16 protein-coding genes and 1 pseudogene are annotated in these 26036 nt (G+C 50.0%); 7 read left to right on the top strand and 10 right to left on the bottom strand.

The features are described from left to right. Nucleotides 1-78 precede the first annotated feature (78 nt). The 4 genes and pseudogenes from CWM47_RS06770 to CWM47_RS06755 all read left to right on the top strand — a co-directional run bounded on the left by CWM47_RS06770 (nt 79) and on the right by CWM47_RS06755 (nt 5859). Nucleotides 79-1713 carry a ribulokinase gene (locus CWM47_RS06770; RefSeq protein ID WP_100987263.1) on the top strand — a complete coding sequence of 545 codons (1635 nt, stop codon included), beginning with the start codon at nt 79-81 and terminating at the stop codon, nt 1711-1713. A gap of 170 nt (nt 1714-1883) precedes the next feature. Then, nucleotides 1884-3374, top strand: coding sequence for an L-arabinose isomerase (araA, locus tag CWM47_RS06765; protein WP_100987262.1), 1491 nt, complete (start codon nt 1884-1886; stop codon nt 3372-3374). A gap of 171 nt (nt 3375-3545) precedes the next feature. Next, a pseudogene (locus CWM47_RS06760) lies at nt 3546-5071 on the top strand (alpha-N-arabinofuranosidase). A gap of 89 nt (nt 5072-5160) precedes the next feature. Continuing rightward, nucleotides 5161-5859, top strand: coding sequence for an L-ribulose-5-phosphate 4-epimerase (locus CWM47_RS06755; protein ID WP_100987261.1), 699 nt, complete (start codon nt 5161-5163; stop codon nt 5857-5859). 30 nt (nt 5860-5889) lie between these two features. On the opposite strand, the gene CWM47_RS38045 is transcribed toward CWM47_RS06755, so the two are convergent. Then, nucleotides 5890-6147, bottom strand: a complete 258-nt coding sequence (locus tag CWM47_RS38045) for a hypothetical protein (RefSeq protein ID WP_157815915.1) — start codon at nt 6145-6147, stop codon at nt 5890-5892. Nucleotides 6148-6522: 375 nt separating this feature from the next. Between CWM47_RS38045 and CWM47_RS06745 the strand changes: the two genes are divergently transcribed. Then, nucleotides 6523-7689 (top strand): aldose epimerase family protein, encoded by a 1167-nt coding sequence (locus tag CWM47_RS06745; protein ID WP_100987259.1) that lies wholly within the window; start codon nt 6523-6525, stop codon nt 7687-7689. Between the two features lie 154 nt (nt 7690-7843). After that, complete coding sequence (locus tag CWM47_RS06740) at nt 7844-8653, top strand: methyltransferase domain-containing protein (RefSeq protein ID WP_100987258.1); 810 nt, start codon at nt 7844-7846, stop codon at nt 8651-8653. A 256-nt stretch (nt 8654-8909) separates the two neighbouring features. On the opposite strand, the gene CWM47_RS06735 is transcribed toward CWM47_RS06740, so the two are convergent. Continuing rightward, nucleotides 8910-10025 carry a D-TA family PLP-dependent enzyme gene (locus CWM47_RS06735; RefSeq protein ID WP_100987257.1) on the bottom strand — a complete coding sequence of 372 codons (1116 nt, stop codon included), beginning with the start codon at nt 10023-10025 and terminating at the stop codon, nt 8910-8912. Nucleotides 10026-10028: 3 nt separating this feature from the next. Then, nucleotides 10029-10505 carry a RidA family protein gene (locus CWM47_RS06730; protein WP_100987256.1) on the bottom strand — a complete coding sequence of 159 codons (477 nt, stop codon included), beginning with the start codon at nt 10503-10505 and terminating at the stop codon, nt 10029-10031. 166 nt (nt 10506-10671) lie between these two features. Between CWM47_RS06730 and CWM47_RS06725 the strand changes: the two genes are divergently transcribed. Then, complete coding sequence (locus CWM47_RS06725; RefSeq protein ID WP_100993764.1) at nt 10672-11472, top strand: rhamnogalacturonan acetylesterase; 801 nt, start codon at nt 10672-10674, stop codon at nt 11470-11472. 123 nt (nt 11473-11595) lie between these two features. Here the strand turns inward: CWM47_RS06725 and CWM47_RS06720 are convergent, their stop codons facing one another. The 7 genes from CWM47_RS06720 to CWM47_RS06685 form a co-directional block, all read right to left on the bottom strand. Beyond that, nucleotides 11596-12813, bottom strand: a complete 1218-nt coding sequence (locus CWM47_RS06720; protein WP_100987255.1) for a helix-turn-helix domain-containing protein — start codon at nt 12811-12813, stop codon at nt 11596-11598. A gap of 38 nt (nt 12814-12851) precedes the next feature. After that, nucleotides 12852-13466, bottom strand: a complete 615-nt coding sequence (locus CWM47_RS06715) for a hypothetical protein (protein ID WP_100987254.1) — start codon at nt 13464-13466, stop codon at nt 12852-12854. Nucleotides 13467-13487: 21 nt separating this feature from the next. Beyond that, nucleotides 13488-15929, bottom strand: a complete 2442-nt coding sequence (locus tag CWM47_RS06710) for a TonB-dependent receptor domain-containing protein (RefSeq protein WP_100987253.1) — start codon at nt 15927-15929, stop codon at nt 13488-13490. A gap of 324 nt (nt 15930-16253) precedes the next feature. Then, entirely contained in the window at nt 16254-18737 is a 2484-nt protein-coding gene (locus CWM47_RS06705) for an outer membrane beta-barrel protein (RefSeq protein WP_100987252.1), read from the bottom strand. Nucleotides 18738-19116: 379 nt separating this feature from the next. Continuing rightward, nucleotides 19117-19842: an outer membrane beta-barrel protein gene (locus tag CWM47_RS06695; protein WP_100987250.1), complete on the bottom strand. Its 726-nt coding sequence runs from the start codon at nt 19840-19842 to the stop codon at nt 19117-19119. 434 nt (nt 19843-20276) lie between these two features. Beyond that, nucleotides 20277-21518 carry an efflux RND transporter periplasmic adaptor subunit gene (locus tag CWM47_RS06690; protein ID WP_100987249.1) on the bottom strand — a complete coding sequence of 414 codons (1242 nt, stop codon included), beginning with the start codon at nt 21516-21518 and terminating at the stop codon, nt 20277-20279. Nucleotides 21519-21544: 26 nt separating this feature from the next. Next, nucleotides 21545-25951, bottom strand: a complete 4407-nt coding sequence (locus tag CWM47_RS06685; RefSeq protein ID WP_100987248.1) for a CusA/CzcA family heavy metal efflux RND transporter — start codon at nt 25949-25951, stop codon at nt 21545-21547. Between the last annotated feature and the right edge of the window lie 85 nt (nt 25952-26036).

Below are 26036 nucleotides of genomic sequence, written 5' to 3'. Positions count from 1 at the left end.
ATTCAATAATCAGTCTTTTTCTTTGCTCTGAATGCATACCTGCTCTGTATCATTCTTCCCTGCGACCCACTTTCTCCTATGAATAATTCCTACGTTATCGGTGTTGATTTTGGCAGTGACTCCGTTCGGGCGCTGGTTGTCAATACCCAAACCGGACAAACGGCAGGCACTCATGTCCATGAATACGCCCGCTGGAAAAAAGGCCTCTACTGCGACCCGGCGAGTTCACAATTCCGGCAACACCCGCTCGATTACCTCGAAGGACTGGAAGCTACCATTAAAGGGGCGTTAGCTCAAGCTACTGATGAGGTTCGCCAACAAGTCGTTGGCATTTCGATTGACACGACCGGCTCAACACCCGGCCCGGTCGATGAAACCGGCTTACCACTGGCACTGCGGCCCGACTTTGCCGAAAATCCCAACGGTATGTTCATCCTCTGGAAAGACCATACCGCCAACGCCGAAGCAGAAGAAATCAATAATCTGGCGCACCACTGGGATGTCGATTACACCAAATATGTTGGGGGTATTTATTCGTCGGAGTGGTTCTGGGCCAAGATGCTGCGAACACTTCGCGTAGACGAAGCTGTTCGTCAACATGCCTTTTCGTGGGTTGAACACTGCGACTGGATGTCGGCGGTTCTTACCGGAAATACCAACCCGCTTACCCTACGTCGGTCACGGTGTGCGGCTGGACATAAAGCCCTCTGGCACAGCGAATTCGACGGACTCCCATCCAACGAATTTCTTACAAAACTTGACCCCCTATTGAATGGCTTACGGGAACGCTTATTTACGGATACCTACACATCCGACCTGCCAATGGGGAATCTCTCGGCAGAGTGGGTGGAGAAATTAGGGCTATCAACCAACGTGGTCGTGGGTGTAGGCGCATTCGATGCACACATGGGTGCTATCGGTGCCGAAATTGAACCCTACGCCTTCGTCCGCATCATTGGCACATCCACCTGCGACATTTTGATGGCTCCCAATGAAGAAATCGGACATCGGCTTATTCGAGGCATTTGCGGACAGGTAGACGGTTCTGTTGCGCCGGGCATGCTCGGTCTGGAAGCGGGCCAATCAGCTTTCGGGGATGTTTATGCCTGGTTTTCCCGCCTGATTACAGGCCCCGTTCGTGAGCTGCTGGGCGATGAAGCCGCCGATACGTTGGCGCAAAAACTTATACCCCATTTATCAGAACAGGCGGCCCAACTGCCCGTTACGACAAGTGATTTGATTGCTCTGGACTGGATCAACGGACGCCGAACACCCGATGCCAACCATACACTAAAAGCGGCCATATCAGGGCTGAATCTCGGCACCGATGCCCCTAAAGTGTTCAAAGCACTTGTAGAGGCAACTGCTTTCGGTTCCCGTAGTATTGTTGACCGGTTTATCGAAGAGGGCGTCCCGATCAAAAAGGTCATTGCCATTGGGGGCGTTGCCAAAAAGTCGCCCTTTGTAATGCAGACCCTCGCCAATGTGCTCAACAAACCCATTCAGGTAGCCAGCGCCGACCAGGCTTGTGCGCTGGGTGCGGCTATGTGCGCGGCTGTTGCGGCTGGTGTTCACCCCACAATGGAAGCCGCACAACAGGCAATGGGTTCCGGCTTCGACGCTGAGTATCACCCCCGAGCCGAACACGTTGCCACCTATGAAACGCTCTACCAGAAGTATCTGGCGTTGGGCGCGTTTGTAGAGAATAAGTAAGTACCAAACAGCCTCTGGCTGTTTGTTTCCAGATGAGTTGCAAATGGTTCTGAATCACCAGGCCAATTTTAGCCCTCTCCTCAGTTCAAAGGTGGGGCAATACACGCCAAAACGGGTGCGCACACGTCAGTTTCAAGAAACTGACGATACATAAAAATACATTTTACAAAATGCTTAATCTGAAACAATTTGAAATCTGGTTCGTCACGGGAAGCCAGCATTTATACGGCGAAGAAACGCTTCGGCAGGTAGCCGACCATTCGCAAATCATCGCGCAATCGTTCGACCAGTCGACGGTTATTCCTGTGCGGGTTGTATTTAAGCCCGTTGTCAAAACGCCGGATGAGATTTATGCGATTTGTCAGGAAGCGAATGTTGCCCCAAACTGTGTGGGTATCATCACCTGGATGCATACCTTCTCGCCCGCTAAAATGTGGATTCGGGGGTTAACGATCCTCAAAAAGCCACTGCTTCATCTGCATACCCAGTTCAATCGGGACATTCCCTGGGGCACAATCGACATGGATTTCATGAACCTCAACCAGTCGGCTCACGGCGACCGGGAGTTTGGGTTTATTATGTCGCGGATGCGGTTGAATCGCAAAATCGTAGTAGGCTACTGGGAACAGCCCGACGTGCTGGCAAAAATTGCCGACTGGGGCCGGGTTTCGGTAGCGGCCTATGAGCTGAAGACGATGAAGGTGGTTCGGTTTGGCGATAACATGCGCCAGGTAGCCGTGACGGATGGCGACAAAGTAGCGGCCGAAATGACGTTTGGCATGTCGGTTAATACCCATGGCATTGGCGATCTGGTAGCGGTTATCAATCAGGTGACCGATGCCGAGATCGACCAGTTGGTCACCGAATATGCCGACACCTACACGCTTATGGAGTCGTTGCTTCGGGGCGGAGCGCAACACAGCTCGCTTCGGGATGCAGCCAAAATCGAAATCGGCATGCGGGCTTTCCTGCAAGATGGCAACTTCACGGCCTACACCGATACATTCGAAGACCTGCACGGCATGACGCAACTGCCGGGTATCGCTTCTCAGCGTCTGATGGCCGAAGGCTACGGTTTTGGTGGCGAGGGCGACTGGAAAACCTCGGCAATGGTGCGCACCCTGAAAGTAATGGCGGCTGGCCTGAAAGGCGGCAACTCGTTCATGGAAGATTACACCTACCATTTCGACCCGGCGAACCCACTGGTGCTAGGCTCGCACATGCTCGAAATTTGCCCGTCCATCGCCGTCGATAAACCAACCTGCGAGATCCATCCGTTGGGCATTGGTGGCAAAGCCGATCCGGTTCGTCTGGTGTTCAATGCCCCCGCCGGACCAGCCATTAACGTGTCGCTAATCGACATGGGCAACCGGTTCCGTATGCTCGTCAACGAGGTCGAAGCCGTGGCCGTACCGGAAGCCCTCCCGAAACTTCCCGTTGCCCGTGCCATCTGGAAACCGCTGCCCGATATGCAAACCGGGTGTGCCGCCTGGATTCTGGCCGGGGGTGCTCACCACACGGTGTACAGCCAAAACCTGACAACGGATCATATCGAAGATTTCGCAGATATGTTCGGTGTCGAACTGGTTGTGATTGACAAAAACACCAATCTGCGTCAACTAAAAAACGAACTGCGCTGGAGTGAGGTATATTACAAATGAGCGTGCGTCTGATAGCGCGAACGTCATCGTTCGTGCTGACTATTACCCGGCCTCTGGCCGGAATAAAGTAACCGAAAATCGGCCAGAGGCCGGGTAATAGTCAGCACGAACGATGACGCTCGCGCTATCTCCCTATCACACCCGTTAACTGTTTCACTTTTTCTTAACCAAATGAAAAAACCAATCCTAACCCTTGCGTTTGCCTCCCTCACGCTCCTAGCGTCGGCGCAGAATAAGGTGACGATCAATGGTGATGAAGGCAAAACCATCATCAGCCGCCATATTTATGGCCACTTCGCCGAACACCTGGGCCGTAGTATTTATGACGGCTTTTATGTGGGCGAGGGCAACACCAAAATCCCGAACAAAAACGGGGTTCGGCTCGATGTTGTGAGCGCCCTGAAAAAGCTTAAAATACCGAACCTTCGCTGGCCGGGCGGCTGCTTTGCCGACACTTACCACTGGAAAGATGGTATCGGACCAAAATCAAAACGGCCCAAAATCGTCAATACCTGGTGGGGTGGCGTTACGGAAGACAATAGTTTCGGTTCCCACGACTTCCTGAACATGTGCGAACTGCTGGGTACAGAGCCTTATCTGGCGGGCAATGTGGGTAGCGGCACCGTACAGGAATTGTCAGAATGGGTGCAAAAAACAGCCCTATGTCGGCACTGCGCCAGCAGAATGGCCGTCAGGCGCCCTGGAATGTACGTTATTGGGGCGTAGCCAACGAAGCTTGGGGTTGCGGGGGCAATATGAAACCGGATTTCTACGCCAATCTATACCGTCAGTACAGTACCTTCATGAACCCCATCGTGGGCAAAGAGAAGATTTTCCGAATTGCGTCGGGAGCCAGCGACAACGATTATACCTGGACGGAAACGCTCATGAAAAATATTCCATCGACTATGATGGAAGGGTTGGCCATGCACCACTACTCCGTGCTGTCGTGGGGCGAAGGCAAAAAATCCTCAGCCACGCAGTTTTCCGATCAGGAGTACTTCAAAACGATGCAGCAAGCGCTGTTGATGGACGAACTGATCGAGAAGCATTCGGCCATTATGGACAAGTATGACCCGGAGAAAAAAATTGCGCTGATCGTGGATGAGTGGGGCGGTTGGTACAATGTCGAGCCGGGTACGAATCCGGGCTTTTTGTATCAGCAAAATACCATGCGTGATGCAGTGCTGGCTGGTTCAACGCTCAACATTTTCCACAAACATGCTGAACGCGTGCGTATGGCGAATCTGGCCCAGGCGATCAATGTACTGCAAGCCGTTATCCTGACCAAAGGCGATAAAATTCTACTGACACCCACCTATCACGTACTGGAAATGTACAATGTACATCAGGACGCAACAATGTTGCCGGTTAGTGTCAAGTCGGAAGATTTCACGTTCGAGAAGGAGAAGTTACCTGCCGTATCTGTATCGGCTTCCCGTGATAAAGCGGGTAAGGTTCACGTATCGCTGGTCAACATCGACCCAACAAAACCACAGGAAATTTTGGTGGATTTGAAAGGACTAAAAGCCGCTGGTGTAACAGGGCGCATCCTGACCTCTGCCAATGTGCACGACCACAACACGTTTGAGAATCTGACTAAAATCAAACCGGTAGCTTTCACAGGTGCCAAACTAACCGGCGACAACCTGACAGTAAGCCTGCCACCCGTATCGGTAGTAGTATTGGAACTTTAATTTTGAATGATAGAATGAATGAATACTAGAATGACTGTGAGTTGTTCTAGTATTCACTCATTCTGTCATTCTCTCATTCAACATTAATCATGTACACATCCCTAAAAGAAGAATGTTACGAGGCAAATATGCAGCTTCCCAAACTGGGGCTGGTGCTGTTTACCTTCGGCAATGTGAGCGCGGTCGACCGTGACCGGGCGGTATTTGCCATCAAACCCAGCGGGGTGCCTTACGAAAAACTAGCGGTTGATGACATCGTAATTTGTGACTACGACGGGCTTGTGGTCGAAGGCAAGTTGCGCCCATCGTCGGATACCAAAACCCATGCGTTGCTCTACAAAACCTGGGAGAACATTGGCGGTATCGCGCACACCCACAGCACCCATGCGGTGGCCTGGGCACAGGCGGGTATGGACATTCCCATTTTCGGAACAACCCACGCCGACCATACACACAAGGATATTCCCTGCGCTCCGGCGTTGACCGACGAGATGATACAAGGTGATTACGAGCACGAAACGGGCCATCAGATTTTCAACTGCTTCGCCGAAAAGGGGTTGGCAAACAGCGAAATGGAGATGGTTCTTTTGCAGAATCACGGCCCATTTACCTGGGGAAAATCGGCAGAAAAAGCCGTTTATAACTCCGCCGTGCTGGAGGAACTAGCTCGAATGGCCTACCTAACGCTCCAAATAAACCCAAACACGCCCCGCATCAAAGACACCCTACGGCTGAAACATTACGAGCGCAAACACGGCAAAAACGCTTACTACGGGCAGGGCTGTTAGTGTTATTATAACGAATATTTTTTGCGCTTACTAGTAATCGACAGATCGAATGGAAAACACATTGACCGTTTCAACACTACCAACTGGAAAGCCATTACATTTGGGAAGCGTATTTCGTATACCCCGGTCAAACTCAATATTTATTTTGTCATAAACACTCTTTTTGGACAAAATATCAAACTGCCTTGCGTCTAGTCTAACCACATGAAAATAGGTCGTATCACCAACGGTCAATGTATCTGAATAGCTATATCCACTCTTATAGGCATTCAGAATTGCAATATCCATCAAGTATACAGTCTGCCCTTGGCAAGTGTCCTTGAAAATCAGTTTACCTGTCCCGATGTCGTAATTCGGAATAGAAGGTGGGACACACCCAATCATCAAGTTGGTGAATAATAAAACTGAATGAAATAAATGTTTCACCTTTGGTTTCATAAACAGTTTTCATTTACACGACCATTGATTAAAAGAAAACAACAATTTACTATGTGATGTTATTCCCCGGTTCATTCATTTGTCTGGTTGTATTGAAAAAAGTATGAATATGACTCATTACCCTTTATAAATAGAGCTCACACCAGAGTGAACACAAAAAATTCTCTGTGTATCTCCGTTTGACTCTGTGAATCTCTGTGTCAAAACCTTAACCCTCAATTGTTCATGAAGTTTTTGCCTCAACTCTTATCGCTGGCTCTGTTAACTGGTTGCTTAACTATGACCTCCTGTTCCTCAAAGAAAGAAAACGATTCATCTGGCGAGCAAAAGCCGGGTATCGAAAAAACCACTTACGGCACACTTCCCGATGGACAAACGGCCGACCTGTTTACCCTGCGAAATGCATCGGGCATGACCGCCAAAATCACCAACTATGGTGGTATCATCGTAGCATTGGAAACGCCCGATAAAGACGGCAAATTTGCCGATGTAACACTCGGGCAGGATTCATTGTCGAATTACGTAAAAAACAATCCCTATTTCGGGGCCTTGATTGGCCGGTATGGCAACCGCATTGCCAAAGGAAAATTTACGCTCGAAGGCAAAACCTATAACCTGTTTATTAACAACATGGGCAACCACCTGCACGGCGGCAAAGTCGGCTTCGACAAAGTTCTCTGGACAGCTACCCCCGTTGATGGTGACGAACCTGCCCTCAAACTAGCCTACACGGCTAAAGATGGCGAAGAAGGCTACCCCGGCAATCTGTCGGTAGAAGTAACGTATACGTTGCAAAAAGACAACGCGCTCAAGATTGATTATAAAGCCACGACCGACAAAGCGACCGTTGTGAACCTGACCAATCACACTTACTTCAACCTGACAGGCGGTGCCAAGCGTGACGTTCTCGACCATGTTGTAACGCTCAACGCCGATAAACTTATCGCAGTCGACAAAACGCTGATCCCAACGGGCGAACTGAAACCAGTTGCAGGCACCCCGTTTGACTTTCTTAAGCCAACGGTTGTTGGTTTACGCATCAACGACTCGACAGACACCCAGATCAAATACGGCGGTGGATATGATCATGGCTGGGTGCTGAACGGCTCCGGTGATTCGCTGAAACTGGCCGCTACAGTCTATGAACCTACGTCGGGCCGGGTTATGGAAGTTCGCACAACCGAACCCGCCATACAGTTTTATACCGGCAATTTTCTGGACGGTTCAGTAACAGGGCGCGAAGGATTTCCGTATAAAAAACGGTACGCTATCTGTCTGGAAACCGAACATTATCCCGATTCGCCGAACCACCCGGCTTTCCCAACAACGGAGTTAAAACCCGGTCAAACGTACAAAAGCACGACTATCTATCAGTTTTCAACGAAAAAGTAAATAATAATTTATTAACCACAGAGGCCCAGTGAGCACAGAGAATTTCACTTCGGCAGTCCTCTGTGCTCTCTGTACCTCTGTGGTTAATATACTTTTTTCATCATTCTTAGGTCGTGTCATCACTCTGAGGACGCGACCTATTTTAATTTCTTTTATGGCTGATCAACAAAGTACTGAGCGGGCAAAAATGCCCAAAGGTTACAATCCCGTGTTGGAACGACGAACCGTCGAGAACGCGAATCGCAACCTGATCAAGTATTTGCGACCGGGCCTATCAGTACTCGATTTTGGTTGCGGCACCGGGGCTATTACACGCAGTATTGCCGACAAAACAGGCCCCACAGGCCGTGTGCTGGGCATTGATCCAAACGAGAGTTTAATTGAACAGGCCAACCAGCAGGCAGGAAACACCGCAGGACTCGCTTTTGAACAAGCCGATGTCTATTCATTCGACACAGACGAACGCTTCGATCTGGTTACCTGCGCCCGAACGCTGCAATGGCTGGCTAATCCCGAAGCCGCCTTACAAAACATGAAGCGTTTCGTAAAACCGGGTGGCTACCTGGCTATCCTTGATTTCAATCACGAGAAAATAATCTGGACACCTGAGCCGCCCGAAACTATGCGAACCTTTTACGACGCTTTTCTGAAATGGCGTCAGGACGCAGGCTTCGACAACGCCATCGCCGATCACCTACAGGTGATGATGCACCATATTGGCTTTGAGTTGGTACAGGTAGAAGAACAGTTTGAAATTGCCCACCGAAGCAACCCGAATTTTGCCGTTGCCAGCCGATTATGGGCTGAAGTCGCCGAGTTGCGTGGCCCGCAATTGGTAAATGCCGGGTATATTAGCGAAGATCTCCGTTTACAAGCTATCATTGAATATGATAACTGGATTGCCACCGTTGGTGAGTCGATGACGGTATACTTGCTGGCCGTTGAGGGGCAACAAGCGGTATGATGCTGTTATAAGTCACGAAACTTATCTCAAAAAGTAAGGCATTTTTTTGTCATGGCTCCGGCCACCTGGCCCGACGGCAGGAGGGATCTTCGGTAGAAAAGAAGCTTTCCGGCTTATCGAAGATCCCTCCTGCCGTCGGGCCGGGTGGCCGGAGCCATGACAAAAAAATGCCGATACTATTTATCTGACTACAAGGTCTTACTCATTAACAATCCCCATAATCCCTCCTTCAGAAAATTAAAGTCAACGAGTTGACTCACACCAAAATCATCCGATCACGGCTAACGGTTAGCCACTCTCCTGTCACATTACCATTTTCGATCGCATAAGCCCGTTCATACAAGGCTACAGTTGGGCAAATGTGGTTGGGTAATCCGTACAAAATATCGCCAACTTTATACGCATGTCCTTCGCCCGCTTCGACAACCAGATGCTCCTCACTTTGGCCAATGGCTTTTAACTCCGGTGCATTCAGGAAGGTAACCCGCTGAACCAATTCGCCTTCGGCGGCCACTGATTTATGACCCAGGTCCAGACAAATTTTTGTCGAATCGGGCAGGGAGATTACCCGCGAAACTACCAGAGCGGCCGTTAAAAACGGTTGCTCGGTCAGGATGCTCTGATAGCCTTTATCCCAATATATAAACGTACCGGGACTACACTCTACAGTTGGTCGTTTGGCATGAATCGGGAACGTTGGACTCCCTCCTACCACTAAAACCGGCGAGGCAAATCCGTGCGACACGAGCGTATCGTGCAGCAGTTGAACGGGCCAGAAAGCCGCATCGCATTGAGCGGTTCGAACCGTGATATCCGGATCACGCAGGTGTCCATCGTAGGCATGCAGCCCCACCGGCTGAACACCCGGCAATGTATCCAGTTCTGCATATAGCGTCAGTACAGCCCCACCGGGCGCAACACCCGTCCGGTTCATGCCCACATTTAAGTCAATGTACACCGGTACGACCAGATCAGCCAGTACGGCCACTGCCGACAGTTGATTGGCTGTTGTGCTGTTATCGACCAGACAGGAAAATTTCGTTTCCGGGTAGGTCTTCATCAGGCTTACCAGTCGATGCATTTTAGCCTCGTTTGGCTGGTAGGCCAGCAGCACATCGGGAGCACCGAGCATTGCCAGCATTTCGGCCTCGGCAATAGTGGCGCACTTGAATTTGGTGATACCGGCATCCAGCATCAACTGGCAGGCTTCCCGCGACTTATTCGTTTTTACGTGTGGCCGTAGTCGACTCAGTTTGTCGACTGCCTTGATCAGGAAAGCAATATTCTGTTTTACCCGATCCGTATAGATCACCAATGCAGGTGTATCGAGTTGGGCAATGTCATTAATCGTATACCAGGGTGCTTGCTCCATCAGTTAAACCAGCTCAAATAAGGCTTCTATTTCAACCGGGATGTTGCCGGGCAGGGAGCCCATCCCCACCGCCGACCGAACGCCAACGCCATTATCGGGCCCCCAAACGGCCGAAAAAAGTTCGCTGCAACCGTTGATCACGTAGGGGTGTTGCTCAAAATCGGGGGTACAGCCTACCATGCCCAATACTTTAATAACACGCTTCACCCGGTCGAGGCTACCCAGGTTTGTTCGGATGGTCGATAGGATTGTTAGGCCCACCTGCCGAGCAGCCAGCTTAGCCTGCTCAATGTCCAGATCGGCTCCCACACGGCCTTTAATCAGGCTTTTATCATCCTGCACAGGGCCATGACCCGATATGTACAGGTACTTTCCATCAATAAGATACGGCTTGTAAACGCCCATCGGTTGTGGGGCGGGTGGTAGAGAAAGGCCGGTTTCGGCAAAGGCTTTTTCGGGGGAGGCAAGATCAGACTGCATAGTAGATCGGAACAAGTTTAGTCGAACGAAAAGAAGCTATTCAATGTAGATTTTATCAGACTGCTACGTCAAATAGCCGATTTACAAACTTAACCGAAACTATCGGGTTAACAGATCAACAGCGTTAAAATTCATTTTTTTGACGGGAATGCAGCCAAATCAATTTATGAGAAATACCATACCCACCGCACTGATTGCCATTATGGCTGTTCTTTTGGTTGCCCTTAACCTCCCCCAACGTCCAACCCTTTACCTGATTGGTGACTCGACCGTGAAGAACTCCACCGACAAAGGCGATGGCGGCATGTGGGGTTGGGGCCACTTCATGGATGCCTATTTCGACACAACTCGCATCCATATCGAGAATCACGCGATTGGCGGTCGTAGCAGCCGTACGTTTTTGTCAGAAGGGCGCTGGGAGAAAATCAGGACGGTCCTGAAACCGGGCGATTTCGTGATGATGCAGTTTGGTCATAACGATGCAGGCCCTATTAATGACACCCTACGCGCTCGCGGAACAATCAAAGGTATTGGCGATGAGACCCAGGAAATTGACAACCTGATCACGAAAAAACACGAGGTAGTTCACAGCTACGGCTGGTACATTCGCAAATATGTAACCGATACGAAAGCAAAAGGAGCCACACCCATTGTATTGTCCTTGGTGCCGCGCAATCAATGGAAAGACAGCAAAGTAATTCGCGGTACCGACGATTACGGCAAATGGGCCGCCGAGGTGGCTAAAACCGAATCGGGAGGTAAAAATGGAGCTTACTTTATTGACCTGAATGAACTGGTTGCCCGCAAATATGATGTTGTTGGTGACTCGACACTGCTACAGGCTACTTACTTCGTGAAAGATCATACGCACACGAATGCAGCCGGGGCAAAAGTTAATGCGGGCTCTGTGATCGAGGGCTTGAAACAATTGAAAACCTGCCCGCTGAACAAGTATGTGAAAGAGTAGTCTGGTTGTTTGGGCCAAGCTCCAGCTTGGCCGTGATCAAATGAAGTTCAAATGGCCAAGCTGGAGCTTGTCCCAAACATGCTCTAGCTAAATACGTCATTCACCTCATAAACCAACTACAACTCATTGGTCCCTAGACTCGACAAACTCCCTTGGCGATTGGCTGGTCAGTTTCTTGAAGGCCCGGTTGAAGGTAGCTTTTGAGTTAAAGCCGCAATCAAGGGCAATACCCAGCAAGCTCAAGTGACTATTGGCGGGATCGAGAACCTGTCGTTTAAAAGCATCGACACGGTACTGATTCACAAAATCATTGAAGTTTTTTCCCGTTCCGGCATTGATGACCGGCGACAGAATTGACGCGTTGGTTTTGAGTCGCCGAGCCAGATCAATAAGCGATAAGTCAGGGTCCAGGTAAGGACGTTCATTGTCCATGTAGGTAAGTAACGTATCACGCCACGGTACCAGATCCGTTGGCAGTCCGGTTAGTGATTTTGTCGATTGCCCTTCAACACGACCATTGATCTGCACAGACTCTCTTTCTAGTACCCGTACTGGGTCTGAAAAGGGTTCGGCAATCAAGACTTGCTCCACTGGGACAGGCTCAAACGTTAATCGCCGACCGGGTTGTGCCTGTGCGTAGCCGTGGATACTTACGTAATAAATCAGGGCTACACCCGCCAGTTCGTCCCACCAGTTTTGCCAGAAATCAAGGCCTATTAGTAGACTCAGGAACGTCATGAACAGGCTGAACAGCATGGTGGCCGTAAGGGTAATCAGGAAGTTTCGAAACCAGAGAAAACTTATGGTTTCGGTTTCGGAAAATTGCGTCTTGATCCAGGCCCGATAGTGTCGGTATAGCCGCAAAGACAAAATCAGGTAATATACATCTAACCCAATACCCACTATAAACTCCAGATCATCCAGATGATACGGGTACTGCACCGTCGTTTTCCAGCGTTCTACGAATTCGTGCCCCATCGAGAAAATACCGATGTGGTAGGTAACCTGAATAAGAAACGGAAGGGCATGCCAGGCCTCCTGTCGCGTAAACCGAAAGTCGGCGTTAACCTGACTTTTGAGATAGAAATAGCATAAAGCGGGAAAAAGATACCCCAGCGTCCGGGGAAAAAACTCCAGTTCACGCCAGAGGATTTCAATACCTCCAAATCCCAGCATATACTCCCAAATATTCAAACTCAAGCCCACGAGTACCCAGCCTAGCAACCAGTCAGACAGTCGCTCTTCGCGCCGGGCCCGTATCCATAACAGAGCGGCATAGATCCAGCCCTGTACAAAACCAAATAATAAGGGGGATGAGTAGAGATTGAAGTCAAACGTCATTAGTCAGTGTATTTAGGAGCAAGATACAGCCTGTTTCTCTACTGAAAAATATCAAACGTCTTTCCGGCATCGGCCTTTCGAACAGTCAAAAAAGGCTTTTCGTCGTCGATTCGCTTTCCACTCATTACTACATCGACCTGCTTATTATCAGCAAAGTACACTTTAGTTCCTACTGGCAGGGATTGTGACGTACTACTATAAGACATTAACATGATGCCTTGCGTGCCGTTGCCCGTTTCGTCGGGCCGATACGTGATAATCATTACTTTATGGGGTAGCAAGCTGTTATTCCGAAAGCGTACCGTCACAGTGTTGACCGGCGAATGGCCCGTCGTTTTGGGGTCTGTCAGCAGTGTTTTGCCCGCATCATCAGCGGTTACAGACAGAATCAGTTCTTCGGTCGTCTCGCCGTCTTTGCTGTAATACAACTTGCTGCCGACGGGCCAATTTTTGGGCGTCGATTCATTACGGTTCATGGTAAACCCGTATGCCATACCCGGCCCTTCTGCCCGAAACATCCGGTGATAGCCAAGATTATTTCGAAGTGTAAAAGCCACACGGGCAACGGCAGCAGTAGCCGTTTGTTGAGCGAAGCTAGCCGAAGAAAGGCTCATTACGAGCAACAGCGATAGAACTAAGGGGATGATTTTCATGACACTATATTTATGATCTGGTTATAAATTTCCTTTCACTTTAATGCGGCTGGCATCGCTATTAGCTTCACGTTCACGAGCGGCCTTAATATCACGGCTGCCAAATTGATAGGTAAACCGGATCGTAATTCGGCGGCTTTCCCATTTACGGTCGATGTTAAATTGCTGTGTCTGAAAATCAGCCGATTGCCTCCAGCGCATGGTATTCAGAAGATCATCGACCCCGAGTGTAAGTTTGCCGCGCTCCTGCATTATTTTCTTCTGTACACTCAGGTTTACCGCACCCAGGCCACCCACCCGGTAGATCGTTTGCGTTGTTGGCGCACTCCAGAATCCCGACGCCTGTGCCGACCAGCGTTTCGATAGAGTAAACGAGTGCTGCATATAAGCTTCGAAAGCAAACGCCCGTTGATCGAAGGATTCTGATGGCGACAGATTCCCCGTAAACCGGTTCCAGGTGGCCCCGGCATACACATAGGTATTCCACCATTTTGTAAATTGGTAAGGCGAACTAACGGATACATTCAGGGCATCGACCCGGCCTACGTTGGCAACCGTCTGGTAGGCGGTAAGTCCCTCCTGCCTGATTACATCGGTCGTAAATCCCTGGGTACGGCTGTAGGCCAGCTTAAGCGTCGACGCCCACTTATAGGTGTAGCTGGCTTCGAGGGTGTGGGTGTATGTAGGCCGCAGATATGGGTTACCCCGCTGACTGGTATACGGGTCAATCTGATAGATGAACGGGTTCATATCCTGATAGTTAGGTCGCCCGATGCGACGGCCATAATTGACACCAAACTGGCTGTTATCGGTAGCCCTATACTGCACAAAGGCTGTTGGAAACAGGTTCAGGTAGGCGGTATCAGGACGCTGAATCGTTTGCTGGAGCAAATCTGTAGATCGACCCTTTACGGAGGTATGTTCGGCCCGTAAACCACCCTGAACCGACCACTTACCCATTGTCCGGTTCAGCGATATGTACCCGGCGTTTACAATTTCCCGATAGGTAAACCGATTCGTGCGAGCTATATCGGGGCGCTCAGGCTCTGTGCCAATGAACGCAAGCAGGTCATTATTAGTAGATACATCCGTGTGTTTAAGCCCCGTTTCGAGTTTCAGGTGACGCGCTTTCCATTCCTTCACAAAATCTCCTTTCAAAGTAAGTATGGTAATGGTTGTACTGGCGTCGAACCGTCGCTGCCGACTAAACAGCGGCTGGCCGGTTCCATCGCTATAGGCACTCGTGATCCGGTTGGGCGAGGTAGTAGAAAAGTGGGTTAAGTCCGCATCCAGCGCCAGTTCCAGTCCCAATGTATCCGTATAGCGGTAATTCAGAGCGGCATTAGTCCGATTGTTGCGGGCAGGCTGGGCCGTTGTGCCGTTTGTTGCCTGGTTCGCGATGCTCGAATCCAGTCTGTTCTGACTATCTACAAGATTCGTAGTGGTGAACGTACCGAACCGGTTGGCAGCTGTATTACCCGATACGATAAAGCCAATAGTTTGCTGAACTGCGGAGCGCTGATTGCTAATGGCGTAGTCGATTCCGGCCTTATAAACAATCGCCCTGGTGCCGTCGGAATCGTAGCCACGCTGGAGGAATTGCGAACCACCCGTTCGTCTATCCAACCGTACGTTGGTGATCTGAAAGTTGTCACTTACCGCCACATTGCCGAATAGATTAACGCGTTTGGCCCGGTAGTTCAAGTCGAGGGCAGCATTGGCACGATGATGATCGCTCTGGCCATATCCAGCGGATGCGTTGCCATTTACGCCCAGCCTTTTGTCGCGCCGGAACCGGAGGTTAATTATACCGGCTCCACCCTGCGCATCGAAGCGGGCTGAGGGGTTTGTGATCAGGTCTACTTTGTCGATGCTGGCTGCGGGTGTGGCCCGGAGCAGGTTAGCCAGATCGGCGGCTGACAGATTGGTTGGCTTGCCGTCGATAAATACATTGACACCCTGCTTACCAGCCATCCGAATGTTGTCATTCGGGTCAATGACAACACCGGGAGCCTGCTGCAATAGTTCATAGGCGGTTTTGCCCTGAGCCGTGGCATCGGCAGCTACGTTCAGCACTGTTTTGTCAACCTGCTGCTCAACAAGTGCCCGTTTCGCTCGCACCTCTACGCCAGTCAGTTGCTGGTCAACAATCGCGAGTGTAAGCGGTTCCATCGCTACCGACTGACCAACACGAATAGCAATTACCTGGCTTTTTATACTGGTCATCCCCACAAGAGATGCCTTCACGTAGTAACGACCCTCGGCGATATTCGTAAACGTGTACTGACCGGCTTCGTTCGTAATGGCCCCTGTTACGAGCGTGGAGTCGCCAGCCCGGAGAAGTTTGACTGCGGCAAATGAAGCCGGTCGATTGGCTGACTCAAGTACAAAACCCGTCAGCGATTGAGCGATTGTCGAGCCGATCGTCAGTATCAGGAAAAGAAGTGTAAAGAAGCGTGCCATACTATTGAATCGGTTGAGATTGACGATTCAAAGGTGGCGGGTTATACCCATGGCTTCGCCCCAAAAAAGATTTGAGACGCCCCAAATGATGAATTGAGCCCTTTGATGTGCCAGACAGGTCAAAAAGTTAGGGCACAAAAAAGCCGCCCCTCAATCCGAGGGCGGCTTTCCCATTTTCTTAACCTAAACTAAGTCCGTTATTTATAAGCTTTTTGTACCAAACAGCCTCTGGCTGTTTGAGCCGACTTTCGGCTAATCAGTTGGCTATCTACTAGTCTTCAACTTAAACAGCCAGAGGCTATTTGGCACAAAATATACATCTTTCTAATTCCCGCCTTTCACCCGGTTTTGTTCGGCAGATGTGGCTGAATTACGATCGCGAGCACCTTTTACGTTCTGATTTCCGAAGCGATAGGTGAACGTCAGCATAATCCGACGGCTCTCCCAGCGCGATGCAACCCGAAAATCAATATCCTGAACAGCAGCCCGACCACTGAAATGGTTCAGCCAGAAGGGGTCATTTACATTCAGTTTAATGTTGCCTTTACCATCCATTACTTTTTTCTGCACCCCTACGCTGAAGGCCCCCATGGGACGCGCCCGGTAGAAACCGTATTGTGAAGCCGAGTTGTACCAGCCCGATACCTCAGCCGACAGGGTTTTACTCAGGGTGAAATTGTTGGACGAGTATAGATTGAAAGCCACCAGTTTCACCTGATACGGGGTTTCTGAGTATACCGTCTGGTAGTTCTGATAATACGAATTTATGTTGTTCTGCATCCGCCACCATTTCGTGATGGGCACCGGAAAGCTGACGTTCAGGCTCAGATTGTCCATGTGACCCAGGTTTTCGGGCGTTACATAGGTAATATTCTGGGCCGCAATTTGCCGGGGTGTTTCCTGATTGATAAAGTCCGTTGTGCGGCTGAACCCAAGCGTTGTTGAAATAGCACCTTTATAAACGTGGGTCAGCTCAACCGAATTGGTGTACTGTGGCCGAAGAAACGGGTTTCCCTTTTGATACGTGTACGGGTCCAGATAGAATACGAATGGATTCAGGTTCTGGTAATCAGGACGGTCGATCCGGCGGCTATACGACAGGTTCAGCACACTATTTGTATCAAGCTGACGGGACAGGAAAACCGTTGGAAATAGATTCAGGTAGTTACGGTCGACCGTTTGGTTCAGCGTTACCGATGTTCCCGTTGAGTGTGTATGCTCTGCCCGAAGGCCCGTTTGCACTTTCAACTTACCGAACTTACCCGCGTAATTAATGTAGGCCGCGTTAATATTCTCGGTGTATTTGAACTGGTTCGAGCGGCTGACATCAAACAACCATGTCCGGTTTTCCTGTTGAAGTGTATCGTAAATCGTGTTGTTGTCGGCGTTGACAAAACTGCTTTTCAGACCCGTTTCCAGCTTGCTGCCATTTTTCAATGGGCGTACATAATCCGTTTTGAACGCCATGATATTGATCGTAGATGGCATGTTGTTGCGCACATCCTGATTCGGGCGGTTCAGGGTATTGTCTGGATTATAGTAGATCGTGCTCAGGTTGTTGCTGTTTTTACCACCGTAGTGAACATAGTCGGCGTCTACCGTCCACTCGTGCCCTTTTCCGTCAAAATCGTACTTGTAGTTGATGTTTCCCGTCAGGTTCGACATAAATTCCCGAGCGTCGGTTTTGGTTGTTGGTCTGCTGGTCAGCACCCGATTCTGGTCGCTGATGAACGTGTTGTTCTGCCCTGCCGACCGCCAGTCGTTCGAGAATCCGTTGACCAGTACGCCAATCGTACTTTTCTGGTTGATAAAGTAGTCAAGACCACCTTTGTAGGAATGCCCGGCAAACTGGTTGGGCCGGAACGAGTACTGATCGAAGTACGTCGTCTTGCCATTGAATGGAATCGCCCGGTTGATTTCGTTGCTCTGGGCACTTTGCCGATTCACGTAGCTGTAGTTACCAAACACATTAAGTTTACCTTCCCGGTGATTGAGATTTAGTGAGGTATTGAATTTCGGCAGGTCGTCGCGGGCACCTGTCAGGCTCTTCACCCAGCCATACCCTGTACCGATAATGAACGTGCCATTGGTACCAAAATTCTTATTCTTCTTCATCTTAATATTGATGATCCCCGAGTTACCGGCCGCGTCATATTTGGAGCCTGGATTAGTGATGATCTCAATCGTCGCAATATTGTCGCTGGGTGTATTTTTGAGCAGGTTCGACACTTCCTGCTGCGAGAGATAAGTCTGTTTACCGTCAATATAAACGATAACACCTGCTTTACCCTTCAGCTGAATCTGGTCATTCTGGCGGTCGATGGTTACGCCGGGGGCTTTTTCCAGCACTTCCAGCGCCGTGTTTCCGCTGGATACAATGCTATTTTCAACATTCATGACGGTCCTATCTACCTGTTGCTCGATGAAAGGCTTGGTTGCTATCACCTTCACTTCGGTCAGATTTTTGGTTTCGTCACTCATCGTAATCGCTGGCATGAAAACCGCCGGATGAGTCTCATCGACAGCGAACGGGGCACTATACGTTTTGCGATATCCTATTTGTTGCGCGGCTATCAAGTAGTTTCCGGCACCTACGTTTTCAAATGTATATTTTCCGTCTACATCGCTAATGGCTCCTTTCACCAGGGTGGAATCATTGGCTTTCAAAAGCATCATCGTTGTAAACTCAAGTGGTTTGCCTGCCACAGAGCCCACTTGCCCATTTACTGTACCCCGTGTCAGAACTTGTCCGAATGCAGTAGATAGAGCAAGTAGAATTAAAATAGAAAAGGATAAAAAAGTTTTCATAATAATAGACTTTTCAGGAGGTTGCTGTTCTTCCGTTCAGAAGTACAATGTAAAGGTAGGTAGTGGGCATCACAAAGTACCTGTTCTTACACAAGCGGTCTGAACGGCAGGATAAGCGGATTTTAACGGGGAATTAGTAATTGTGAAGGGAATTCAGGAGAAAGACACAAGAGAATGGGGAACCGTTGCATATCCGAACCGGGATTTTAACAAGATTCAAAAGATTTTTCAAGATTATCGCTTTGCTGTCAGATTGCTCCGGTCAATGTCTGAACCACTGGGCGGCTTCGTAGAACTCCTGCCGGATCGACAAGACTTACAAGATTTTAAATCTTGCCAGTAATCTTGAAAAATCGTTTAAATCTTGTTAAAATCCCGGTCATAGTTTCACCCCCACTGCCCACACGCTTGCATCTGGACCTTGACCTGAGCGGAATGCGCTGCTGGGTTCGTAACGAAAGAATAACTTAGAGGTGCCCCGGAAACCCAGTTCGGTTGTCAGGCCCCAGCGAACAGGATTCAGGTTGTAGGAACCATGCGTGCGTACTGTTGAGCCACCTTCGGGTCTCACCTTCGTATAACTGTCCAACCGGATACCAGCGTAAGCACCTACGCCCAGTGTCAGGCCCGACCGAAACGCTACATTGACCATGACGGGCAAATTGAGTTGAGCCGTTACGAGTTTCGATTTGTGCAGGTCAACATCAGCCTGTTCGATACTGAGCTGGTTGTTACGCTCGACCAGCATGTTACGTCCTGCTTCGGAAGAGCGCTCGAACATAAAGTTGTTCCAGGCCACTTCGGGACCAGCCACCAGCCGAAGTTTAGTAGCGCCTTTCACCAGAAGCGGAATGCGTTTCTGCCAGGACAGGGCGACAAAGCGCGAACCGATCGGGTTGAAATCGTAGCCCGTTGGCAGCGATCCGGCGAAATTGTTCAGACCGACATAGACACTAAAATCGGAGGTAACACGCTCAATTGTTTTACGAGGGCGAGTCGTTGACACAGTTGAATCGGTAGTAATGGTAACCGTAGTCGTTTGAGCAAATGAAGCGACAGAAGCAGCGATAAGAGCTGTGGTGAGGAGGTGTTTGACCGTTTTCATGGCTGTAATCAAAGTAAGGGTTTAGGAAAATTGACGTTGTCTATTCTTGTGGTTGTATTCTTTGTGTTAGTTGACAGGAAGATGTAAGAAGGCTGTATTGAGGTTGCATGAGGGCTAAAAAAAATCTTTTCAGGACGCTATTCTCCTAAAGCGCTTTAACACAAATCGCTGATAGTCAATCACTAATTCAAACAAAAAAAAATAACCACATCGGCACTAAATACATAAAGGCTCAATGGGAACCGTTATGCACGTAGTGCCGATGTGATTATTTTTTTCGAGCTGTCAACCGTTCACCGCTGTGACTGGCTGCGCTGTGATGCTCAAAAATTCAGTAATGTCCAGACGTTTTTTTGACAAAATGGACAGGGTTTTTATTAACCAAAAATCTTGCCCATCCTGTTAATACTGTCAAAAAAACGTCCGGCATCTCCCTATTCCTCCTCTTCGCTATTATTCAATTTTGACAGCAACCCGTAACCGCCGTTAATGACGATTGGCGTTTTTTGCGGGTCAATATCACTGGGTAACGTGACAGCGATATAACCGTTCTCACGAACACCTGTTTTCACCTCCACCTGTCGAAAATGATACTCGCCTGTTTTTGTATCCCTGCGTTCAAGCACGTACACATATGACTTACCGCCATATCCAATAATGGCCGATTCGGGCAAAGCGGGCAATGGCTGCGTTTTTATGTCGACCTGACCGGTTATATAGCCCCCCGGAATGTAATGAGTGGCATCGCCCTCCGGGTGAGCCAGCACCGAAATGGTGCGATCGGCAGCAATGGATTTGCCGATCAGAAAAATCGTGCCCTGATGTTCCAGCGTTACGTCGCCCCCCATGCCAAAGCGAACTACCTGACCAGTATGAATACGGGTTATGTCTTTTTCAAATATGCTCAATCGAACGTGAAGGTGATCAACGTTGGTAATCTGCGCCACCACATCAGACGGATTCACAAAGCGACCATTGTTTGTAGGCACATCGGTAATGTATCCCGACACGGGCGAGGGCACTGTAATGGTACGTGTCAGGCGTTCGGGAGTCAATGTGGCGGGGTTGATGTGCAAAATGGTTAGTCGCTGGGCCATGCCAGCCAGTTGCGCCTGCAGGCTTTGCCGGTTAGACCGAACCTGCTGGAATATCTTCAGCGCATTGACATTATCCCGGCTTAATTCCTGCTGACGGGCAAACTCAAGGTCGGCAAATTCCAGTTTGGCTTTGGTATCCAGATAATCCTGCTGGAGCTGGATATATTCAGGGTTTTCGAGAACGACCAGCGTTTGCCCTTTGCGTACCCGCATGCCCGGCTCAAGCTGAATTTGACGGACATAGCCCCCCACAGGCACTGATACCGACACCAGATTCTGGGCGGGTACATCCAAAACTCCGTTAACTTTTAGCGTAGCACTAAGCGGTTTCAGGCTAGGTTGCCCTAACTGAATAGCGGCCATGTCGTACTGAGCCTTACTCAACGAAACCACGACCGGCCCGTTGGGAGTCTCTTTCTGACTGGAATCTTTAGTCGTCGTTGGCGATTTTGCCTCGGCCGTGGTTTGCCCGCCATCTTCCGGCGAGTTGCCCGATTTACAAGCCGACAAACTGACTACCACGCTGACGAACAAAACGGCAACGCGAACGGAATAACGTATTACTATTGGAGAATTCATAGGAGTGCGAATGAATGGCGATGGGCTTAGGAGTTGCCCATCAGGTAGTTGATGTAAAGAACTGATTGGTTGTATTGGTTAAGCAGATCAAGGTAGTTTGACCGGATGGTAAGGGCTTGCTGAAGCGCCAGTGAGAACTCCACATAGCCAATATCGCCACTGCTAAACGCACGTCGGGCGTTGTTTTGAATCAGACTGGCCTGATTTAGGCCGTTCTGTTCATAATAGGTGAGCGCATTGCGATAGGCTTCATATTGCTGCACTGCCTGCGTTACCTGCTGACTTAGGGCAAATTGCTGCTGCTGCAACTCAGTCTGGGCGATTTGCTCACCAATACGGGCGGCATTTATCCGGGCTTTTTGCGCCTGTCCCAGCAAGGGCAACGAAATACCAACCTGCCCCCCATTGAACCGGTAGCCCGGCCCAAAATATAACTCCTGCCCGTCAATCAATTGATTACCAACAAGCGTTTGCGAAAACAGCCCGACCAGAAAATCGGGTTTTAACCGAGCCTGTTCAACCAGTCGGGTTTGCTGAGCCACCCTGATTTGCTGGGTTAACTGACGCAAAAGCGGATTTTGTCTGAGGCTGGCCGTATCCGTAGGAACCTGAAGCGACAACTTCACCGGTGCCTGATCGGATGCGTCTATAGGCGTTTGGCTGTTGAGTAGCGTCTGTAACCGGGTACGGGCCCCCACCCGACTGGCCTCATTCTGCGCCAATCGTACCCGCTGGTCGGCCAGTTGGCTTTCGGCGGTCGCTTTCTCCAGACTGCCTGTTTCGCCGGTTTTGAAGCGGAGATTGGCCGCCTGAACGAATTCGGTCAGAACGGTATCCTGCTGCCGAAAAAGTTGGCTTTTCTGGTAAAGGTAAGTCAGATCGTAATAGGCCGACTTAACCTGATACTGTACATCATTGCGCGTCACCAGCACGCCCGCTTCCCGACCGGCTACCGTCTCGTCATTCAAACTGGCCAGTCGGCGCATCAGTGTTGGATTCGGAATGGATTGCGTAACGGTCAGGTTATTATCAAACCGGCGACTATTGTATTGACCCAGCATGGCCGTTGCCGATAGTCGACCGGCATCATAAGCCGTTCTGCGCAACGCTTGTTGCTGGTTTACCCCCAGACCCGCAATCTGTAGCTGTGTGTTTCGGCTACCAGCCTGTTGAAGTGCCTGATCGAGGGTGATGGTTTGCATCTGCACACCTTGCGCCTGCGACTTAACACCTATTGCCAGAAGAGTTAACAGGACAATTGTCGTAACAACTGGCGATTTCTTAGTGGCAGCTTTCGCTTCTTTTTCAACCGCTTTCTTTTCCATCAGCGAATACAGAATAGGTAATACAATGAGTGTGAGCAGTGTAGCTGTAAGCAAGCCGCCGATAACCACAGTGGCCAGTGGTTTCTGCACCTCCGCCCCTGCCGAATTAGAGATAGCCATCGGAATAAACCCAAAGGAAGCCACCAGTGCAGTCATGATTACGGGACGTAATCGAACCTCAGCCCCCTGTCGTATAATTTCAACCATGTCGGTAAGCCCTTCCTCGTGACGAAGTCGGTTGAATTCGGCGATCAGGACAATGCCGTTGAGTACCGAAACACCAAACAAAGCGATGAAACCCACACCCGCCGAGATACTGAAAGGCATATCGCGCAGAAGCAAGGCAAAGACCCCGCCAATGGCCGCCATCGGAATGGCCATGAAAATCAGTAAGCTCTGCCGAATTGAGTTGAACGTAAAAAAGAGTAACGCGAAAATCAGGGCCAGGGCAATTGGAACGGCAATAGTCAGGCGTTTTTTGGCATCGACCAGATTTTGAAATTGCCCTCCGTAGGTAATGTAATAGCCGGGTGGAAACTTGATTTTCTGCCCCACCTTTTGCTGTAATTCAGCCACTATACTTTCTACATCACGACCGCGCACGTTGAACCCCAGCGTAATGCGCCGGTGCGTGTTGTCGCGCTGAATTTGATTGGGTGCCTGCTCCATCGTGACTGTGGCTACCTGACTGAGCGGAATCTGACCGGCTGGACCCATTGGTCCGGCTGGCGTGGCGATGTACATATTCCGAATATCATCCACACTCTGCCGTTTGTCGGCGGCAAGTCGAACAACCAGATCAAACCGTTTTTCACCTTCGAAAACCAGCCCCGCCGACTGGCCCGCAAATGCTGTATTGATAATCCGGTTCACATCAGACACGTTTAAGCCGAATTTGGCAATCTGCGCCCGGTCGAGTTTGATCAGAATCTGCGACAATCCCCCAACCTGTTCCACATATAAATCCTGCGCTCCGCTGATGGTGGGAATCAGCCGTCCCACTTCGGCGGCCAGTTTTGTCAGTTGCGTTAGGTCGTCGCCATATATTTTCAGCGCCACATCCTGACGCGCTCCTGTCATCAACTCGTTAAACCGCATTTGCACCGGCTGCTGAAAACCAAAGGTCACGCCCGGAATAACCGACAGGGCTTTGGCCATTTTTTCGGCCAGTTCGTCGCGCGTGGTTGCCGATGTCCATTCATCTTTAGGCTTCAAAATAACCATCTGATCGGCGGCTTCGATGGCCATCGGGTCGGTTGGTATCTCGCCGGAGCCAATTTTGGCCACTACCTGTTCCACTTCGGGGAATTGGTTGAGCAAAATCCGTTCGGCTTTCAGAGTCGCATCGACCGTTTCAGACAGGGAGCTACCGGTTAGCGTTCGGGTGTCAACGGCAAAATCGCCCTCATCCAGTTGCGGAATAAATTCACCCCCCATCCGGCTGAAAAGAAAAACCGCCAGCCCTAACATAGCTACTGCACTCAGCAAAATCAGTAGCCGATGCTTTAAGGCGCGTAAGAGCACTGGCTCATAAAAGCGATACAGGCGTTTCATGATCTTATCCGAAAACGTTTCTTTATGAACGATTTTCTTGTCCAGCATCAGGGCCGAAATCATGGGCACATAGGTAATCGACAGAATAAACGCGCCCAGAATAGCGAAAGCCACTGTCAGCGCCATTGGCCGGAACATCTTGCCTTCAATGCCCGACAATGCCAGAATTGGCAGGTACACAATCAGGATAATGATCTCCCCAAAAGCCGCCGAAGAGCGTATCCGAGCCGCCGAGAGGAACACCTCGTCATCCATTTCATCCTGCGTGAGGGTCTTATCCTTGTTTCGAAGAGTAATGTGGTGCAGGGTTGCTTCAACAATAATAACGGCCCCATCCACAATGAGGCCGAAGTCAATAGCCCCCAGACTCATGAGATTGCCCGATACGCCAAACAGATTCATCATCGAAATGGCAAACAGCAACGCCAGTGGAATTACCGAGGCCACGACAAAACCAGCCCTGAAATTTCCCAGCAGCAAAACAAGCACAAAAATGACAATGGCGGCACCCTCCAGCAAATTGCGTTCAACAGTACCAATGGCACTATCCACCATTTTTGTGCGGTCCAGAAACGGCACAATCTGAACGCCCTCGGGCAGAGTTTTCTGAATCTCGGCAATTTTGGTTTTGACTCGCTTGATCACTGCCGACGAATTTTCGCCTTTGATCATCATCACAACGGCACCAACGGTTTCGCCTGTGCCATTTCGGGTAACAGCCCCGTAACGAACCGCCGAGCCCATTGTCACCCCGGCCACATCGCGAACCCGTACGGGTAATCCTTGTGCATTCAAATGAATGACGATGTCGGCTATGTCGTTGGTCGAACTGATCAGGCCATCGGAGCGGATAAAGTAAGCATTCGGTTTTTTGTCGATGTACGCACCGCCCGTATTCTGGTTGTTCTGCTGTAAGGCCGTAAAAATTTCGGTAATAGTGATCCCGAGACTACGCAGCCGGTCGGGGTCAACCGCAATTTCGTACTGTTTCATCAGCCCCCCGAAACCGCTCACATCGGCCACACCGGGCGTACCCAACAGCCCGCGCCGAATGGTCCAATCCTGAATCGTGCGCAGATCAGTTAATGAGTATTTCGATTCATAACCTTTCTTTGGAGCAACTGTATATTGGAAAATCTCGCCCAGTCCCGTTGTTACGGGTGCCATTACCGGCACACCCACACCCGGCGGAATCTGATTGACTACATTCTGTAGTCGCTCAGCAATTTGTTGTCTGGCCCAGTAAACGTCGGTAGCATCGGTAAAAACCACCGTAACAATTGACAATCCAAAGCGTGAAAACGAGCGAATTTCGACCAGATCGGGAATATTTGACAAGCTTACTTCAACGGGAAACGTCACCAGACGTTCGATATCTTCGGCAGCCAATGACGGGCTACTGGTAATGACCTGTACCTGATTATTGGTGATGTCGGGAACGGCATCAATAGGTAGCTGCGTAGCCGACCAGCCGCCCCAAAGCACCAGGGCTATAGAAAACAGGCCGATAATCAGCTTGTTGCGGATGGAGAATTGAATGATTGCGTTTAACATAAGATAGGATAATAGTCAGATAGCAGCTATCTGTCGGGCGTACAGATGCATACGAAATACGGACCGCTAACGCCTGAGCGTCAGT

Origin of the sequence: Spirosoma pollinicola (assembly GCF_002831565.1) — a bacterium.
GTDB classification, from domain to species: domain Bacteria; phylum Bacteroidota; class Bacteroidia; order Cytophagales; family Spirosomataceae; genus Spirosoma; species Spirosoma pollinicola.
The sequence above is the reverse complement of the archived record's forward strand: the minus strand, read 5'-3'. Positions and strand labels throughout refer to the sequence as shown.

Excerpts from the sequence above, each read along its gene's own strand:
- CWM47_RS06715 (WP_100987254.1), bottom strand. The coding sequence starts at position 13,466 with ATGAAAATCATCCCCTTAGTTCTATCGCTGTTGCTCGTAATGAGCCTT.
- CWM47_RS06725 (WP_100993764.1), top strand. The coding sequence starts at position 10,672 with ATGAGAAATACCATACCCACCGCACTGATTGCCATTATGGCTGTTCTT.
- CWM47_RS06730 (WP_100987256.1), bottom strand. The coding sequence starts at position 10,505 with ATGCAGTCTGATCTTGCCTCCCCCGAAAAAGCCTTTGCCGAAACCGGC.
- araA (WP_100987262.1), top strand. The coding sequence starts at position 1,884 with ATGCTTAATCTGAAACAATTTGAAATCTGGTTCGTCACGGGAAGCCAG.
- CWM47_RS06710 (WP_100987253.1), bottom strand. The coding sequence starts at position 15,929 with ATGGCACGCTTCTTTACACTTCTTTTCCTGATACTGACGATCGGCTCG.
- CWM47_RS06770 (WP_100987263.1), top strand. The coding sequence starts at position 79 with ATGAATAATTCCTACGTTATCGGTGTTGATTTTGGCAGTGACTCCGTT.
- CWM47_RS06695 (WP_100987250.1), bottom strand. The coding sequence starts at position 19,842 with ATGAAAACGGTCAAACACCTCCTCACCACAGCTCTTATCGCTGCTTCT.
- CWM47_RS06720 (WP_100987255.1), bottom strand. The coding sequence starts at position 12,813 with ATGACGTTTGACTTCAATCTCTACTCATCCCCCTTATTATTTGGTTTT.
- CWM47_RS06735 (WP_100987257.1), bottom strand. The coding sequence starts at position 10,025 with ATGGAGCAAGCACCCTGGTATACGATTAATGACATTGCCCAACTCGAT.
- CWM47_RS06690 (WP_100987249.1), bottom strand. The coding sequence starts at position 21,518 with ATGAATTCTCCAATAGTAATACGTTATTCCGTTCGCGTTGCCGTTTTG.
- CWM47_RS06740 (WP_100987258.1), top strand. The coding sequence starts at position 7,844 with ATGGCTGATCAACAAAGTACTGAGCGGGCAAAAATGCCCAAAGGTTAC.
- CWM47_RS38045 (WP_157815915.1), bottom strand. The coding sequence starts at position 6,147 with ATGGATATTGCAATTCTGAATGCCTATAAGAGTGGATATAGCTATTCA.
- CWM47_RS06755 (WP_100987261.1), top strand. The coding sequence starts at position 5,161 with ATGTACACATCCCTAAAAGAAGAATGTTACGAGGCAAATATGCAGCTT.
- CWM47_RS06705 (WP_100987252.1), bottom strand. The coding sequence starts at position 18,737 with ATGAAAACTTTTTTATCCTTTTCTATTTTAATTCTACTTGCTCTATCT.
- CWM47_RS06685 (WP_100987248.1), bottom strand. The coding sequence starts at position 25,951 with ATGTTAAACGCAATCATTCAATTCTCCATCCGCAACAAGCTGATTATC.
- CWM47_RS06745 (WP_100987259.1), top strand. The coding sequence starts at position 6,523 with ATGAAGTTTTTGCCTCAACTCTTATCGCTGGCTCTGTTAACTGGTTGC.